Origin of the sequence: Gottfriedia sp. NPDC057948, assembly GCF_042887255.1 — a bacterium.
Taxonomy (GTDB): domain Bacteria; phylum Bacillota; class Bacilli; order Bacillales; family Bacillaceae_G; genus Gottfriedia.
Genome location: NZ_JBHVPN010000002.1, coordinates 464,539 through 481,206 on the forward strand (window position 1 = coordinate 464,539; position 16,668 = coordinate 481,206).

A 16,668-nucleotide genomic window follows, 5' to 3' on the forward strand; every position below is an offset into this window, starting at 1 on the left:
ACAGCAAACTATAACACTACAATTGCAATGCCATCTTTCCCAACAAAAACAGGTTATACATTTATTGGTTGGTATAAAGATGCTGCAGGTCAAGTGGCGTGGAATTTTGCAACTGATAAAGTGACAGAAGATACAGTTTTATATGCGAAATGGAGCATAAATAAGTACTCTGTTAAATTTGATAGCCAAGGTGGCAGTACAGTAGCTGATCTTACAGCAAACTATAACACTACAATTGCAATGCCATCTTTCCCAACAAAAACAGGTTATACATTTATTGGTTGGTATAAAGATGCTGCAGGTCAAGTAGCTTGGAATTTTGCAACTGATAAAGTGACAGAAGATACAGTTTTATATGCGAAATGGAGCATAAATAAGTACTCTGTTAAATTTGATAGCCAAGGTGGTAGTACAGTAGCTGATCTTACAGCAAACTATAACACTACAATTGCAATGCCATCATTCCCAGCAAAAACAGGTTATACATTTATTGGTTGGTATAAAGATGCAGCAGGTCAAGTAGCATGGAATTTTGAAACAGATAAGGTGACAAGTAATGTAACACTTTACGCAAAATGGATACTAAATGCACCAGTTATTAATCTCATAGATGAAAATGATACAAAGATTACAGGAACGACGTTAGCAAATGCAACGATTACTGTAAAAATCAATGATGTTGTAATTGCAACTGGAAAAGCTGATTCTAAAGGAATATTTAGTATCAAAATTAAACAACAAAAAGTAGGTACAGAATTATCTGTCTATGCAAAGGATTCAACTGGAAATGAAAGTTCTGCAACAAAGGTTAAAGTTGTAAAGAAATAACAAGCAGTACAAATTACTCTCAAGCAAAAAAGTCAAAAAGGGTGCTTATGACATTACGAAGATTGATTAACACCCTTTATGAAAGTGCAACGATTAGATCGGTTTTTTTCAAATTAAAAACTTTCCCTTAGAAATAATAAAAGACAAGAATACAGAACTTCGTATTCTTGTCTCTTTTTTTATTCTTGAAAAAATCAAAAACTGGTACTCGAAATGAGAACCAGCGTATTTATCTGCAAATAATCATACTATTAAAATATATAAGTCCTAAGCATTTACGATTAATTGTGCAATCTCCATTGCTTGTTCATTTAAATTCATCTTTTTATAATAATTAAATAATTCCTTTTTAGAACGCTCCACTAAAAAAGTAAAACCATATTTAATAAACATTGGTAACGCTTTATTATTTAAATAATTATGGTACTCTTTTTCTTTGGCTTTTAATAAATAAAGTAAAAGTTTAAATAAATGGATATATAAAATATAATTATTCTTTTTCGCAATGAAAAGACCTTCTTCTGCTTCATGCACAAGCTCTTCTAAGTTAAAAAAACCACCATCAAAGGAACTACGAATATATCCTTCTAATGATATTAAATACGGTGTGCTTTCTGAATCTTTTAACATCATTGATTGTTTATAATATTTACTAGCTTCCTTATAATTTTTACCTCTATAAAATTCATAAGCTAGATTATGCAAAGCTTTTGCTTTTCGATCAGGAGCATTACACAACTCACAGCTTCTAATCAAATTTTTGAAACGATTAATAATTTCTTCTTCTAAAGTATCACCTTGAACTTGAATAATCATTAACATTTCAGCATCAATAACTCTGAGATAGTTATTAATTTGCTTAAAAAATTGATGAGATTTTTCAGCATAATAATAGGCTAACACAGGAGCATTTAAAGTATGGTAAGCCGATGCTAGATGGTAAAAATATTCAGGATTTTTATACACTGTATTATCAATCGACTTTAAAATCTGGATCACTTTACCGTAATCTTGCTTTGCTAAAGAATAAATTCCTAAAATATGCTTTAATAAATTTCTTTCATATGGTGCTAATTTATCTTCTTTCTTCTGAAGCTTTTTAATGATTTTAAAAGCTTCATTGCATTTACTATGTGCAAGAAAATATTTCGCTCTAAGCAACTGATACATATCATTATATTCAGAGATTTGGATTAGTTCTTCCATTTCAAATTCATAGTAGATCTGATCCATCTCTTTAAATAACTGCATAACAATAACGTCATGCCAGTGAAGTAAGCGTTGTTTAATATTCATAAAATTAGCTACTTCTAATTCCATATTAATTCCAAGTCTATTTGATAATAAATTAATAATTTCAGGGGCGTACTTTGTTTGTGCACATTCTATTTTACTGATATGGGTAACGGAGCAAATGTTTTTCCCTAATTGTTCTTGTGTTAGTTTGTATTTTTCTCTATAAAATTTGATAATTTTTCCTTCATACATAACTAAGTCCTCCTCCCATCCATGATTTTAGAAATAGTACCTAATACTAAAATTCTACATTTAACAACAAAATTAGTATATTTAGAAAACCCGTGTAGCATGTGAAGTAATACTTAAAGATATGTTAAGCAAAAGTAAAATTACGGTAAAATGTTAATAGTCGAAGAAGATTGAAATAATGCCAATTTATCAATATTTTACATATTTACCAAATGATTACATGTGAGGAAAGAACTTTATCTTTAATGAAAAGTATATTGCTTTTTTCTAAAAGATTTTTTAAATAATAAAAGTAATTTGTCGATTTTTTTTTATAGAGAAGGCTAAAAAACTGTAAGCAAATTCGCTTACAGTTTTTATGCGTAGTTTGGTTACTCTAAATTATTCTATCTTATTACCAATTCGAAATAGTAGGGATAGTTGTTTAGCAAGATACTGAGGGGTATAAGGCATATCATATCTTAACCAAGATACAATTGTACCAATCAGTGCTGATGACCCGTACCAGATAATAATATCCTTTTGAATATCTGTCTTAATGTGTAAAGAATCAACTTCTCTTCGTTTCGTTATTGTTTCAGTAATGATTTTTAATAATTGCTCAGTAAAGATTGGGGTTTTAGTAGAAGCAAGAACTACCTTATAAAACTTTGCATTCTCAGCTATATGTTCAAGCAAGTTTAAAAGCTTCACCGAGTCAGTTTCTTCTATAGACTTGTAAGGTGTTGAATCCCTCATAATTTGTCCAAGCTTCTCACCCATTTCCAAAGCCATGTTCTCCATCATATCTTGTATGTCACGATAATGTAGATAAAATGTTACTCGGTTAACTGTTGCGCGTTCAGCTATACGGTTAACCGTAATTTTATTTATGTCCATCTCCTGAAGCAAATCGATAAATGCGTCTTTAATTAATTGGCGCGTACGAATGATCCTAGGATCTACTTTTGTTTTATCCTTCAAATCAAATCACCTTTTCCATGAAATTTACATTTTTTTTAGATGTGTTTATTATTTTTAGTTTTAACGACAGAACTAAAAAGAGTGATAACTACAATACATTTCTTCTAATATTGTTGGTTGTAAGATTGGTCTATCTAACTATAATGTAATTTATATCATGTTTATTATTAAACACTTTGTAAATTATGTCCATGATAAAGAGAGAAAGGAATGATGGGGGATTGAGTAAAACTTCAGGAATTGACACAAATTTGATAAAAAAGGGACCTATTATGTTTATTTTGATTTTAGGTGCCTTTCTAGCAACATTAAATCAAACGCTTATGAGTGTTGCTATACCTGAGCTAATGGTTGATTTTCATATCAAGGCAGCAACAGCACAGTGGTTAACAACAGGCTATATGCTAGTAAATGGTGTATTAATTCCAATTACAGCCTATTTAATGCTACGTTTCACCACACGTCAACTATTTCAAGCTTCAATGATTATCTTTTTAGCAGGAACAATTGTATCGGCAATTGCGACCGATTTTCCTGTTCTGTTAACAGGTCGCTTGATTCAGGCAGCAGGGGCAGGAATTATTATGCCACTATTAACGAATGTTATTTTGACACTTTTTCCGCCAGAAAAGCGCGGAGGAGCGATGGGGATGGTTGGGCTAGCGATTATCTTTGCCCCAGCAATTGGTCCTACACTTGCAGGTTATATAATGGAGAATTACAAATGGGAAACGATGTTTTACGGAATGATTCCATTTGCTGTTCTTGTAATCGTGCTTGGTTACATTTATTTACGAAATGTATCGGATCGTATCAAAACAAAATTTGATTTTCTTAGCGTTACATTGTCTACAGTTGGTTTTGGTGCAATGCTTTATGGTTTCAGCCGAGCTGGAAGTTTAGGTTGGTCGAATTCAGAAGTAATTAGTACGATTGTTGTCGGGGTATTGGCCCTTGTACTATTCGCATGGAGACAAATGGTTTCGCAAGATCCTTTACTTGATTTGCGTGCATTCAAGTTTAGTATGTTCTCATTAACGACAGTTATTAATATCGCAGTAACGATGGTAATGTATGCAGATATGATGCTACTGCCACTTTACTTACAAAATATCCGTGGCTATACACCTGTCGAGTCAGGTCTTCTATTACTTCCTGGTGCATTGGTAATGGGTTTCCTTATGCCGGTTACAGGTAGATTATTCGATCGCGTTGGTGCAAAATGGCTAGCTATTTTCGGAATGATTATTACAATTGCAACAACACTTGGCTTCACAAACTTGACGGACTCGACGAGTTACACATACTTGATACTAATGTCCACTGGACGTCGAATCGGTATGGCATTAATGATGATGCCAATACAGACAGCTGGTTTAAATCAACTTCCAAAGCAATTAAATGCACACGGTACAGCTATTACGAATACAATTCGTCAAGTGGCTGGAGCAGTTGGTACATCGCTTCTAGTTACAGTTATGACAGATCGTACAAAAACACATATTACGGAATTAATTCCTACAGCAGCTACTAAAGGGTTAACAAAGGCCCAAATTATTAAAGAAGCTTCAATAAATGGAATTAACGATGCGTATCTAGTGATTGTTGGAATAGGGATCCTTGGATTACTACTTTCATTCTTTATCAAGAAAGTTAAACAAGCGGCATCTGAAGAGGCAACAGTTAAATTGAAAAAGGTAACAGTTAAAGCATAATACACCATAATTAATTGGAGGAATAAATCATGAGACTTCAAAACAAAGTAGCTGTAGTAACTGGTGCTGGTTCAGGAATGGGGAAAGCAATTGCTGTCCTTTATGCCAAGGAAGGTGCAAAAGTGGTAGTATCTGATATTAATGTAGATGCTGCAAATGTTACCGTTGAAGAAATAAAATCAAACGGTGGAGATGCAATAGCTGTTATGGCTAATGTTGCTCTCGAAAATGATATTCAAAACGTAATTGATTCTGCCGTTCATACTTTTGATACAGTAGATATTCTAGTTAATAATGCAGGAATTATGGATAACTTCGAACCTGCTGGTGATATTGAAGATGATAAGTGGGAAAGAGTTTTTGCTGTCAATACAACGAGTGTAATGCGCTCAACACGCAAAGTCTTGCCGATCTTTTTAGAAAAAGAGCAGGGGGTTATTATTAATGTAGCTTCTGCAGGTGGACTTCAAGGGGCTAGAGCAGGAGCGGCTTATACAGCGTCAAAGCATGCAGTTGTTGGATTCACGAAGAATACTGGATTTATGTACGCAACAAATGGCATCCGATGCAACGCAATTGCCCCAGGTGGGGTCGAAACAAATATCGGTTCTTCTATGACAAATATCAACCATTTTGGAATGGGACGTATACAAGCAGGATTAGGAGTTAATCCACGAGTAGGTAAACCAGAAGAAATTGCAGAAATAGCTTTATTCCTTGCATCAGATGAATCGAGCTTTGTAAACGGTACTGTAATTACTGGTGATGCTGGTTGGACTGCTTATTGAGGTAGGGAATTTTATATTGAAAGAAGAAAGACCGTCTGAAATTTTTCAGATGGTTTTTTAGTTTTTGACTTTGTAGAATGTTTAAGTCATACATATTTTGTATTGCAAATTGGTAATTATAGGGGATTTTATCTGTAGAAAAATCGTTTATATAAATTGAAATTCATATTCTTTGCTCAATACATAAAGAGCAAAATTTTGTAGAATGACAGGAAAAGATAGTAAAGGTGGGTGTTTCAGTGATAAAACAAGTCTATATGAATAAAAATCTAAATACCTTATTTACAATAGTGTTTTCAACAATTATCGTACTCATATTAATGAGAGCATTTTTGGGAGATCTACTTTCAAGGATTTTTCCATATGCTAATCTGACATTTGGATATAGTATATTTGTGCTCTTAGTCTTACTAGTTAATACTTTGATAAATATAGTTCAATCCTGTATAAAAGGTAGGGAAATGTATATTAGTAAATTAGGTTTTGGAGTATTTACACTATCGTACATAGTAGTAATCTATTCTATTCTATTTTCAAGAAACTCATTAGGAAACCATTACACAAGCAACTATCTTCCATTTAAGACTATATTGAGTTATTTAAAAAGTGAAGCTGATTATATCTATATCTTATCTAACTTAATAGGTAATATTGTTATTTTTATACCATTAGGATACATCGTTTACTTTTATTTTAATAGAAAAATAAAAGGTGCAAATTGTCTTTTATTGTCTTTAGTATTGATAATAATTTTAGAGTATCTTCAAAAAATCTTTGTAGTAGGCAGCCTCGATGTAGATGATTTAATATTAAATTTTATTGGTGTATTAATAGGGATTAGACTATTAGTAAAAATTATTTCCATTAAAACATCAATTAGCAGATAAAACTTGAAAAAACCATCATTCATTTCAGAATGATGGTTTTAATATATTATCCAACGTGATTCTTAACGTCCTTCTCATCAACCCAAGCCTCTAACTGATCACGACCTGGTAAGTTATCGATTTTATTAGCAGAGAATACTGGATCCAAACCTTGTTTCTTTTGAGAAACATAATCTTTTAATAAAGCTTTTACAACTTTAGCTAAACGCGTAATTGCGTAAAGATTAACTAATACCATTAATCCCATGAAAATATCTGCTAAAGACCAAATTAAATCAGCACTATATAATGCTCCGAATAATACCATTCCAATTACAGCAAAACGGTATAGGTAAATTGATTTTTTCGAATGCTTCATGAAGCTAATATTTGATTCACCGTAGTAATAGTTACCCATAATTGTACTTAATGCAAATAAGAATACTGAAATTGAAACGAATGTTGCAGCAAAATCACCTAGACTTACACGTAAAGATTCCTGTGTTAAAGGAATACCTGATAGTTCAGATGTTTTATAAACGCCTGAAACTAATACGATCATAGCTGTAGATGAACAGATGATAAATGTATCGACAATTACACCTAATGCTTGAATTAAACCTTGTTTTATAGGGTGAGTAACGTCAGCTGTTGCAGCTGCGTTTGGAGCTGAACCCATACCAGCTTCGTTTGAGAATAATCCACGACGAATTCCATGAAGAACTGCAGCACCCATGACACCGCCAAACATTTGTTTAAACGAAAAAATTCCTTCAGAGAAAATTGCACCAAATACATCTGGTAAAATATCGAAATTTGAAAACATTACCCATAAAGCTAGAATAATGTATACACCAGCCTTGATCGGCACTAAAACAGTTGAGAATTTTGCAACTGAATGGACACCACCAAAAATTATTAATGCCGTAATAATAGCAAGTACAATCGCAGTTGTTTTTGTATTTACGCCAAATTCATTATTAATAGAAGCAGCAATCGTGTTTGCTTGTACTGCGTTAAAAATAAGACCAAAAGATAAAGTAATTAAAATACTAAAAATAACACCAAGCTTTCGATTACCTAAGGCTTTTTCCATATAATAAGCAGGTCCACCACGCCATGAAGAACCATCTTTCACTTTATAAAGCTGAGCCAAAGTACTTTCTACAAATGCTGAAGCTGAACCAATTAATGCCATTAACCACATCCAAAAAACTGCACCTGGTCCACCTAATGCCACTGCTGTTGCAACACCGGCAATATTCCCGGTACCAATACGAGCAGCCATTCCGATCATAAATGCTTGTAATGAAGAAACAGTCTTTTTGTCTTTGTCTTTATCTCTGTTTCGTCCATCAACTAATAATCGAATCATTTCAGGTAAGAATTTAAACTGAATAAATCCTAAATAAACCGTTAAAAATAGGCCAATTGCAACTAATAAAATAACAATTAATTTAGCCCATAAATAGTCGTTGAGTACTGTAACCAAATCTGTCATGAATCCCTCTCCTTTGTAAGAATATTCGTAAAATTATTAGATAACTTTGACTTCAAAGTGTAATAATAAATTATTCTGTCGACGAAGGCAACGTTTTTTTTTAAATGTTTAATCAATTAAAAAAAAAGGCAACATTAAAAAAAGATTAAAAAAGTAAGTATTCACTTACTTTTTGTTGACTAATTCTATTTCGGTTAATATACTAGAAAAGTAAATAAACACTTACTTTTGGGCAGCAAGCTAAATACTAAGATTTAATGCCTTTTTAACAACGTTTTAAAGGAGGTAAAAAGTGAATAAGGGAGAAAGAACAAAGCATCACATCCTAGAGAAGTCGATCCAACTATTTGCGAAAAATGGTTATGATGGTACGACAATTAATCAAATTGCAAAGGAAAGTAAAATTTCCGAAGCGACGATTTATAAGTATTTTAAAAGCAAGCTTGATGTATTGATTACCTGTGTAAAACCAGATATTCAGGACGTTTGGATGGAAGAGGATTTTAGTAAATTTTCAATAGAAGAATTGCTAAGATTATATGTTGAGAAAAGGATTAAATGGGTAGAAAAGAATCGAAATCAAATTGAGATCTTGATCAGTGAAACTTTACGACACCCTGAGTTATCAGAAATTTTCTTTCAACAGATCTATCGGAAAACACCAATCGAAGAAGAAATAGAATCAAGAATGCTGGCAAAAGAAACCAATTTCCATTTAGAAATTCCTATACTAAGTTTAAGTATGATTACGACGATTATCTCGATTCTTAATCTACAAAAGAGTGTTCTGGATAAAGATCCAATGCATATTACAGATGACGCTATAAAAAAAATGGTGCAATTAATTTTATTTGGATTAATAGGAAATAAAATTCCTGAATAAACATGAAAATGAGTTTAACGGGAGAATGGTTTAGTATTACCTTTTATTTTTTTATTAAAGGGAGTATTAAACTATTTAAATGTAATAAATTGACCGAAATACACATTTGGTCAATTGGTCTAACAAGGGGAGTGAGAATGTGTTTAAACAAGAATGGAAAAATATTTTAAAGAAACCAATGACAATTGCAACAATCATTGCGATTGGTCTTGTACCAATGCTTTACTCATTAATTTTCTTATCTGCATATTGGAATCCTTATAATAAAACAGAGAAACTATCTGTCGCAATTGTTAACAATGACAAGGGTACTGAGTTTAATGATAAAAAGCTTAATGTTGGGAAAGATTTTGTAGAAGGTTTGAATGATAATAAGTCATTCAAATGGAAAGTTACAAATAAAAAACAGGCAATGGAAGGATTAAACGATGAAAAATATTATTTAGTCATCGAATTACCTTCTAACTTCTCCAAAAATGCAGCTACGTTATTAGACGAAAAACCGCAGAAAATGAAATTAAATTATTACACAAATGCGGGTAAAAACTATGTAGGCGCACAAATTGGTACAAATGCAATGAAAGAAGTAAATGCTACTATCTCAAAAGAAATTACAGAACAATATGCTAAAACAGTTTTTGATAATTTCAAGGATATTGGAAAAGGCATGACAAAAGCATCTGATGGTGCAGGTAAAATCAATGATGGTGCTGCAAAAATTACAGATGGAACAGATGTATTAAATAAAAATTTAAAAAAATTAAATGACAGCATGATCACATTTGAAAATGGTAGTACAAAACTGAAAAGTGGAGCGACACAATTATCAGATGGTATTAAACAATCAAATGATGGTGCTAATAAATTAAATTCTGGTTTAAATACTCTTCTAGAAGGTACGGGTACGTTAAAAGCTGGTTCTGGTGATTTAAATAATGGACTTTCGCAACTTGCTGAAGGCGGTAGTAAAATTGAAACTGGGTCTTCTAAGCTAGAAACAGGAAGTAACCAATTAAATGCTGGACTAAAACAATCTTATGCTGGCGCAACCCAATTGCAAAAAAATGAAGCAGGATTTAATCAGAATCTTGGTGCTACTAATGATGCTCTTAAATCAATCGTTAATGGATTGCAAGATGGTTCATTAAGTAAAGAAGATTTACAGAAATTAAAAACAATCTCAAACAGTTTAGATCAACTATCAAAAGGAAGTAATCAAATTAAAAATGGTGTTGATCAAATTGCTGCAGCACAAGGTCAATTATATGAAGGTTCAAATAATCTACTTGCTGGACAAAAAGAATTAAATACAAATTTAAGTTTATTTAATAGTAAATTGAAAGAAGCGTCTAATGGAGCAAATCAATTAGCTCAAGGAAGTAATGATTTATACAATGGTACAAAGGCATTAAGTGAAGGAAGTTCGTTACTTTCAATTGGCCTAGGTAAATTAAATACAGGTGGGGATCAATTAGTCCAAGGGATCAATCAGTTAAATGATGGTTCTAAACAACTATCTGATGGAACGAATCAGTTATATAGTGGGTCTGGAGACTTATTAAAAGGAGCAACTGATTTAACAAAAGGAACAACTGAACTTCATAAATCCCTAAAAGATGGTGGAGATGAAGTAAACAAAGTTAAAACAAGTGATGCAACTGATAAATTCTTTGCAGAACCAACAAAGCTAGTTTCTCATAAAATAAATAATGTAAAAGAATATGGTGTAGGATTAACACCGTATATATTATCTATTGGACTATTTGCTGGTGGATTAATGTTCACTTCAGTTTATCCAATGAGAAACAACTCTATTGCTCCGACTACTGGTTTAGCTTGGTTCTTTAGTAAATATAGCGTTCTTATTTTCGTGGGGATCATGCAATCAATCGTAGCAGATATGGTTTTAATTTATGGTATGGGTCTTGATGTGAAAAACGTGTGGTTATTCGTAGTGTTTACAATTATCACTAGCTTGACCTTCTATTCATTAATACAATTCTTAACTGTTACATTAGGAAATATAGGGCAATATTTAGTGTTTGTTATGATGTTATTACAAATTGGTGGAACTTCAGGTACTTTCCCAATTTCATTAACACCAACATTTTTCCAAACGATTCATCCATATTTACCTATGACATATGCAATTAAAGGATTCAGAGAATTAATCTCTAGTTCTGTTAGCAAAGGGTTTGTTTGGGATCAAGCCTACTATTTATGTGGATTTGCAGCGTTATTTATTATCCTAACAAACGTAACTTTTGCAGTTCGTGTTAAATTATCTAAGAAAAATCAATTAAGTGAAATCGAGGCTTAATACGTTAAAATAATAAAAAGGATTGAAGTCTAAAAAGATTTCAATCCTTTTTTACTATTAGTGAAATAAAAATCCAGTATCTTTAGGACAATCTTTTTTAAAAGATTAATTCTGAAGTTGAAAATGAGTGTTCTAAGTGTTAATAGAGGAGAAGGTTATTAAGTTAATTTGGTGTGTTATTTTTGGGTTTTATTTCTAATTTGAAATATGAATTCTCATTTATGACGCTGAGGATAGGGAATGTATGAATTAAACTATAAATATAACAAATGGGTTAATAAATAAAATGTTTTGTGGAGGTGTAAATGTATGTCACATACTGGATATCTAAATTCAAGCTTAACTATTTCTTTGTTTGAAAAACAGAAAGTTTATTTACCTTTTGCTTCCAGATCAATTTTTGCTAATCAAGGAAATGTTAAGAGTGCACCGGGATCTATAGAATCGAATGAATATGATAAACCAATAGTTTCAACCAATAGAAATAAAGACGGGGTTTCAGGTTACTTTACAATTAGTTGGCATCCAGATTCCAGGGCAATTATGCACCTAATTGCTATATTTAATGGAATTTACTATCAATATTTGTTTGTAGATGGAAATCAGAATAGTTGGAGTACAAAAGGTAAGGGGATCTATCCTAAAAAACAGCACTTTAAAAAAGAAGATATAGCTTTTCGAGCAGATGGCAGTGGCACGGATTTTGCTATTGATCCATTTTTATTGTATTCAAAATCAAGTAAGCTTTATGGCGGAAACGAAATTCAATCACTTGGTTTTGAAGATACTCAAAAGTATTTTGTTCGTATTTATTCTGTTAATACATATGGAGAAATTAATTTATTATCTAATGAATTGAAAATTACTTTGTAGGAACAAATGATTTTTATTTTTCAAGATGATTGAAAAATTATACAAGAAACCCCAAAAAGTAATATTAATTTTTAAGAAAAACGCAGGCATTGCTAAAGTTGTAACGATAATGATTGCGTTTTTTGTTTATAAAACATAATCCAATAATTTTAAATAATGTAAACATTAATTCGTTAGTTCTATCTTATTAGTATTAAAATCAGTCGATAATAATAGTGAACTCAAACATTATTAAAGGGTGGAAATTGATGTGATTCGCTAGGTAAAACGCTAACTAGTATCTAAAATGATTATATATATTTCAAAAATGAAATATTATATTTGCTGATAAATGAGTAAATTAAATAGATTCCAAATATATAAGTCTATTTTGTATAGAAGAAAATATGAGGGAGTATCGGAAAGTTTAATGCAATAATTCCCTAAAGTTTGTGATTTCTTAGTATTTCCCACTTGTTATAACAATTTGTTGAAATGGTAATGCTATCTTAAATATATATTTATAAAAGAACATTAGGTGATATTATGAACAGATTTAACGAACGCCATGCAGGTTTAATTTATTTTCTTTTTGAAAAAAATGATTGGTGTAGTTTAGCTGATTTATCCGAGAAGACAGGTTATTCTCGAAGTACGATTTGGCGAGACATTACTTTTTTAAATTCAGCTTTACCTAAAGGGTGGTTCATTGAAAAAAGTGAAACAGAGGGAGCACGTTTAATTAAATCTCCGAACGGTACCCTTGAGGGCATATGGTCTTATATAAAAAATGAGAATCCATATTTTCAAATCTTAGAGTATATTATTCTTAATAACGGTGTGACGATTAATGAAATTTCAAAAGCTTTTCATATAAGTAGATCAACTGTATATAGACAGTTGGATCAAATAAAAGAAGTTGTAGAGGAAGCAGGCATTACTCTTAATACTAGCCCTCTTAAATTAAGTGGTGACGAGAAAAAGGTACGTCGATTTATGATGCAATACTTGGAATATAAGGGGCTAGATTATCTAAACGATTTAAACAATATAGATCTCAAAAATTTTCGAGATGCAATCATCAACTATACTACTGATCTTTCGATTACTCTTCATCTCGGAGCTATTCAACGTTTATCTTTTATTTTAGAAATTATTAATATTAGAATTTCTATGGAGTGTTATGTTTCTTTTTCTAAAGATATTTATGATAAATATAAAAATACTCCATATTTCGATATTGCAAAGAAAATGTTTCCATTTATGGAAAAGTGCCCAACTAGAGAACAACAAACACAAGAAATTTTATACTTTTGTCTCTGTCTTTCAAGTGAAGTTATGCCAAATAATATGACAGAGGAGCTTTTTAAAATACGTATTAAAATGAAAGAGAATAAAGAAGGTTCTCGTGTACAGTTTTTAAATGCATTATCAGATTACTTGCACTTTGATTTAGCACAGGATGATGATTTCCTTTATAAATATTATTCAACAATTAAACGTACCAAGTATGATACTCAGTTTTATACGGATACTCGCATGAATACTGCGCTTCCATTCTTACCTTACGTGGAGGAACATCCATTATTTATTGGAATTGGAAATTTAGTAAAAAAGCATCTTGAGAATGAAACTATGTCATATGGAAAACTAGAAATTTTAGAATTGTATTTGTTAGTAGAAGCTTTTTTAATTCGCAAAAAGAATGGTATGAAGATCAATACTGTATTGATTTGTCGTACCTATATAGAAATGGGTTATCTTTATGAACTTCTTGATTATCACTTTGGAAAACACCTTGTTATAAAAATTTATGATTTATCAGATATAGATGTAATTAAGAGGCACAATCATTTAGATTTAGTGATATCAACATTAAAAGGCCAATTTTTGAAGGAACATTTACCAGTTTTAAAAATATCTACGTTTCCAACAGAAGCTGAATTAAATGGAATTAGAAAGTTTATTGATCAATACTTTACTAAACGACTATATTTACATGAAATATTGCCGGATTAATTCTTATGAAAAAACTCTTAGTCATTATTAGACCAAGAGTTTTTAATATTTTATCAGGTTGTCGTATGGAAAGTAACTTATTAATAATGGATAAACAAATGAAATACTTTTTTTAAAATTAAGATTGACTGAAAAATTCTATAGAATGTACTTAGTTAAAAGAAATACTTTAAATTTTTTAGATTCAAAATAGTATTATTTAAATAATGAAGAGGTTTATAAATACGAACAAAAAGCATCATCAAGAACGATGATGCTTTTGTTTATTTAACTAAATTTATTGAGAAATAAACATTTGTGTCCATGCATTAGAACGCGAGTCATAACCTACACCAATTTGATCTAATTTAGAGTTCAAAATATTTGCTCGGTGTCCTGCACTATTCATCCATGCTTTTACTACCTCTTCTGGAGTTTTTTGTCCTTTTGCAATATTTTCAGCTGCATGATTATAAGAAATTCCAAACTTTTTCATCATATCAAATGGTGAACCGTAAGTTGGACTATTATGATCAAAATAATTTTTAACAGTCATGTCTTTTGACTTAATACGAGAAACTTTAGATAATTCATTATTAGCTTTAAAAGGTTTTAAATCAGCTTTTGTTCTCTCTATATTTGTTAATTCTATAACTTTTGATTCATATGCAGATAAAGAAGCAGGCACTTCGATTTTAGAAGGATTTTCAGGTACTGGATCGATTGGTTTTGATGGAGTATTTGGTATTACTGGTGGAGCAGGATTTGATGGAACGTTTGGTATTACTGGCTTAGCAGGATTTGATGGAATGTTTGGTACTACTGGCTTAGCAGGATTTGATGGAATGTTTGGTACTACTGGCTTAGCAGGATTTGATGGAACGTTAGGTGTAACTGGTTGAACAGGTATTAGTGGAGTATTAGGTGTAATTGGTTGTGAAAGTTTAAATGGTATATTTGGTATTTCTATTGTTGTATTTTGTTGGTGATTATTGTTGTTACTCGTCTCTTTAAAACTTTTAATAGTTTGGCCAAGATTGCTTACTATATTAGATTTAAACAATTCACTAAGTTGTATGGAACTATCTGAAGGTAATTTATTAGAAAATGTATTCTCTATTGATAATTTAGGTAAGATAAAATATTGGTATAAAGTATTATTAAATAAATGATTGTGTTGAATAGATAGTTTTGTATCAGCATGTGTATGTGTATTAAAAATTAGAGATCCAATTAAAACAGTCAATGTAATTGTTTTTTTCATTTGAAAATCCTCCAATTAAAATTATTGTGTTGTGTTCCTACTGAGAAGAACAATTTAAGTCTAACAAATATCTATACAAAGAATCGTTTCATTATTGAATTGAGTAATTTCTTAAATAAAACGACGGAGTTTGGTAATTGTTTTTACTAACTTTTCAAAACATATTATTATTCTGATCAAATACAAAAAAGAGCCGTTCTTTCCGATTTAGTGAAAGAACGGCTCTTTTTCGTGTGAATTGGTGAATTTAGTCTTTAATACATACTATAGAAATTTTTTCTTTTCTCTTAAAATAACTGCTAAGAAAGTAAATACTATTGAGTAACAAAATATAATAAAACTTGGGATTTTTAATTGATAACTTCTTGAAATAGAATAAGATATCTTATAATAACCTTGCTTTATCATATAAATGGACATTAAAAAGTAAATTACAAAAATTATTAATAACAATTGCTTACTTAATAGTAGATAATCATATTTTCGGAATAAAAATATTAGTAAGGCTATATAAGAAATACCAATTAATATAAGCAAATAGATAACATAAGTTTGATCATCATATATAGTAATTATTTTAATTCACTCCTAAATTAAATCTTAAGTAAAATGTACTATACATTTTTGGTAGTAGGAGTTTCTAAAATGAAATAAACGGGTTCTAATATACAATTAGCAAGAGCTTACTTTAAAAAAGAATATATGCAGAAAATGTTTGATTTACTTTGCAATTGCACCGCGATTCAGTACTTGACTACAGTTTGTTCTAAAGTAAATTCTAACTTTTGTTGCTCCTTGCGGTATTGTTCCACCAATAGTAGTTAACCCTGCTGAGAATTTATTAACTGTAGAAGGAGTTATTTTATCTGAGGATACTCTAATAGTGGGATCGCCTATATCACAAGTAGCATCTGTTCCAATATACAATCTTAATTTCATCACCTGATTTTAAATTTAAGTCTCCAATAAGAAAAAAGGAGTAATTATTTTATCATAAAAAAGTAATTTTAACTTAGAATGTGAATTGTGTCACAAAATAGACAATTTATAGACACGATTTAGACAAATAAGATTAAGTCAAAACCCCTTTAGAAAAGTAAACTATAAGTAACATGAGTACCATTAAGTGGTTCTCTAAAAATTACTTAATGAATTATTTGTGAAAAAATGTTCAAAGTATGCTCAGGTTTATTGAAAATTTT

General features: G+C 30.8%; 13 protein-coding genes. 8 read left to right on the top strand and 5 right to left on the bottom strand.

What is annotated here, in order from left to right:
• Nucleotides 1–828: InlB B-repeat-containing protein (locus tag ACFVRR_RS06115; RefSeq protein ID WP_387325854.1), on the top strand; the 828-nt coding region annotated here is incomplete at its 5' end.
• 267 nt (nt 829–1,095) lie between these two features.
• On the opposite strand, the gene ACFVRR_RS06120 is transcribed toward ACFVRR_RS06115, so the two are convergent.
• On the bottom strand, nt 1,096–2,316 hold the full coding sequence (locus ACFVRR_RS06120) for a helix-turn-helix domain-containing protein (RefSeq protein WP_387325856.1): 1,221 nt from the start codon (nt 2,314–2,316) through the stop codon (nt 1,096–1,098).
• 381 nt (nt 2,317–2,697) lie between these two features.
• Nucleotides 2,698–3,279, bottom strand: a complete 582-nt coding sequence (locus tag ACFVRR_RS06125; RefSeq protein WP_387325858.1) for a TetR/AcrR family transcriptional regulator — start codon at nt 3,277–3,279, stop codon at nt 2,698–2,700.
• Nucleotides 3,280–3,551: 272 nt separating this feature from the next.
• On the opposite strand from ACFVRR_RS06125, the gene ACFVRR_RS06130 reads away from it, so the two are divergent.
• The 3 genes from ACFVRR_RS06130 (at nt 3,552) to ACFVRR_RS06140 (ending at nt 6,669) form a co-directional block, all read left to right on the top strand.
• Nucleotides 3,552–4,994, top strand: coding sequence for a DHA2 family efflux MFS transporter permease subunit (locus ACFVRR_RS06130; protein WP_387326063.1), 1,443 nt, complete (start codon nt 3,552–3,554; stop codon nt 4,992–4,994).
• Nucleotides 4,995–5,023: 29 nt separating this feature from the next.
• Nucleotides 5,024–5,782 (top strand): SDR family oxidoreductase, encoded by a 759-nt coding sequence (locus ACFVRR_RS06135; protein WP_387325860.1) that lies wholly within the window; start codon nt 5,024–5,026, stop codon nt 5,780–5,782.
• 239 nt (nt 5,783–6,021) lie between these two features.
• On the top strand, nt 6,022–6,669 hold the full coding sequence (locus ACFVRR_RS06140) for a VanZ family protein (RefSeq protein WP_387325862.1): 648 nt from the start codon (nt 6,022–6,024) through the stop codon (nt 6,667–6,669).
• 46 nt (nt 6,670–6,715) lie between these two features.
• On the opposite strand, the gene ACFVRR_RS06145 is transcribed toward ACFVRR_RS06140, so the two are convergent.
• Entirely contained in the window at nt 6,716–8,149 is a 1,434-nt protein-coding gene (locus tag ACFVRR_RS06145; protein ID WP_387325864.1) for an alanine/glycine:cation symporter family protein, read from the bottom strand.
• A gap of 292 nt (nt 8,150–8,441) precedes the next feature.
• Here ACFVRR_RS06145 and ACFVRR_RS06150 point away from each other — a divergent pair, with 292 nt between their 5' ends.
• The 4 genes from ACFVRR_RS06150 to ACFVRR_RS06165 all read left to right on the top strand — a co-directional run bounded on the left by ACFVRR_RS06150 (nt 8,442) and on the right by ACFVRR_RS06165 (nt 14,223).
• Nucleotides 8,442–9,032: a TetR/AcrR family transcriptional regulator gene (locus ACFVRR_RS06150; RefSeq protein ID WP_387325867.1), complete on the top strand. Its 591-nt coding sequence runs from the start codon at nt 8,442–8,444 to the stop codon at nt 9,030–9,032.
• A 139-nt stretch (nt 9,033–9,171) separates the two neighbouring features.
• The gene (locus tag ACFVRR_RS06155) at nt 9,172–11,352 is read left to right on the top strand and encodes a YhgE/Pip family protein (protein ID WP_387325870.1); all 2,181 of its coding nucleotides are present in this window, start codon (nt 9,172–9,174) and stop codon (nt 11,350–11,352) included.
• A 309-nt stretch (nt 11,353–11,661) separates the two neighbouring features.
• Nucleotides 11,662–12,225, top strand: coding sequence for a hypothetical protein (locus tag ACFVRR_RS06160; protein ID WP_387325872.1), 564 nt, complete (start codon nt 11,662–11,664; stop codon nt 12,223–12,225).
• Between the two features lie 525 nt (nt 12,226–12,750).
• A complete protein-coding gene (locus ACFVRR_RS06165; RefSeq protein ID WP_387325874.1) occupies nt 12,751–14,223 on the top strand; it encodes a BglG family transcription antiterminator in 1,473 nt (490 codons plus the stop codon).
• Nucleotides 14,224–14,500: 277 nt separating this feature from the next.
• On the opposite strand, the gene ACFVRR_RS06170 is transcribed toward ACFVRR_RS06165, so the two are convergent.
• Together ACFVRR_RS06170 and ACFVRR_RS06175 are read right to left on the bottom strand one after the other, a co-directional pair.
• A complete protein-coding gene (locus ACFVRR_RS06170; protein WP_387325876.1) occupies nt 14,501–15,466 on the bottom strand; it encodes a CAP domain-containing protein in 966 nt (321 codons plus the stop codon).
• Between the two features lie 720 nt (nt 15,467–16,186).
• Nucleotides 16,187–16,405: a hypothetical protein gene (locus tag ACFVRR_RS06175; protein ID WP_387325879.1), complete on the bottom strand. Its 219-nt coding sequence runs from the start codon at nt 16,403–16,405 to the stop codon at nt 16,187–16,189.
• Between the last annotated feature and the right edge of the window lie 263 nt (nt 16,406–16,668).

Coding starts and splice junctions, on each gene's coding strand:
- ACFVRR_RS06120 (WP_387325856.1), bottom strand. CDS start 2,316: ATGTATGAAGGAAAAATTATCAAATTTTATAGAGAAAAATACAAACTA.
- ACFVRR_RS06130 (WP_387326063.1), top strand. CDS start 3,552: ATGTTTATTTTGATTTTAGGTGCCTTTCTAGCAACATTAAATCAAACG.
- ACFVRR_RS06135 (WP_387325860.1), top strand. CDS start 5,024: ATGAGACTTCAAAACAAAGTAGCTGTAGTAACTGGTGCTGGTTCAGGA.
- ACFVRR_RS06145 (WP_387325864.1), bottom strand. CDS start 8,149: ATGACAGATTTGGTTACAGTACTCAACGACTATTTATGGGCTAAATTA.
- ACFVRR_RS06160 (WP_387325872.1), top strand. CDS start 11,662: ATGTCACATACTGGATATCTAAATTCAAGCTTAACTATTTCTTTGTTT.
- ACFVRR_RS06165 (WP_387325874.1), top strand. CDS start 12,751: ATGAACAGATTTAACGAACGCCATGCAGGTTTAATTTATTTTCTTTTT.
- ACFVRR_RS06170 (WP_387325876.1), bottom strand. CDS start 15,466: ATGAAAAAAACAATTACATTGACTGTTTTAATTGGATCTCTAATTTTT.
- ACFVRR_RS06175 (WP_387325879.1), bottom strand. CDS start 16,405: ATGAAATTAAGATTGTATATTGGAACAGATGCTACTTGTGATATAGGC.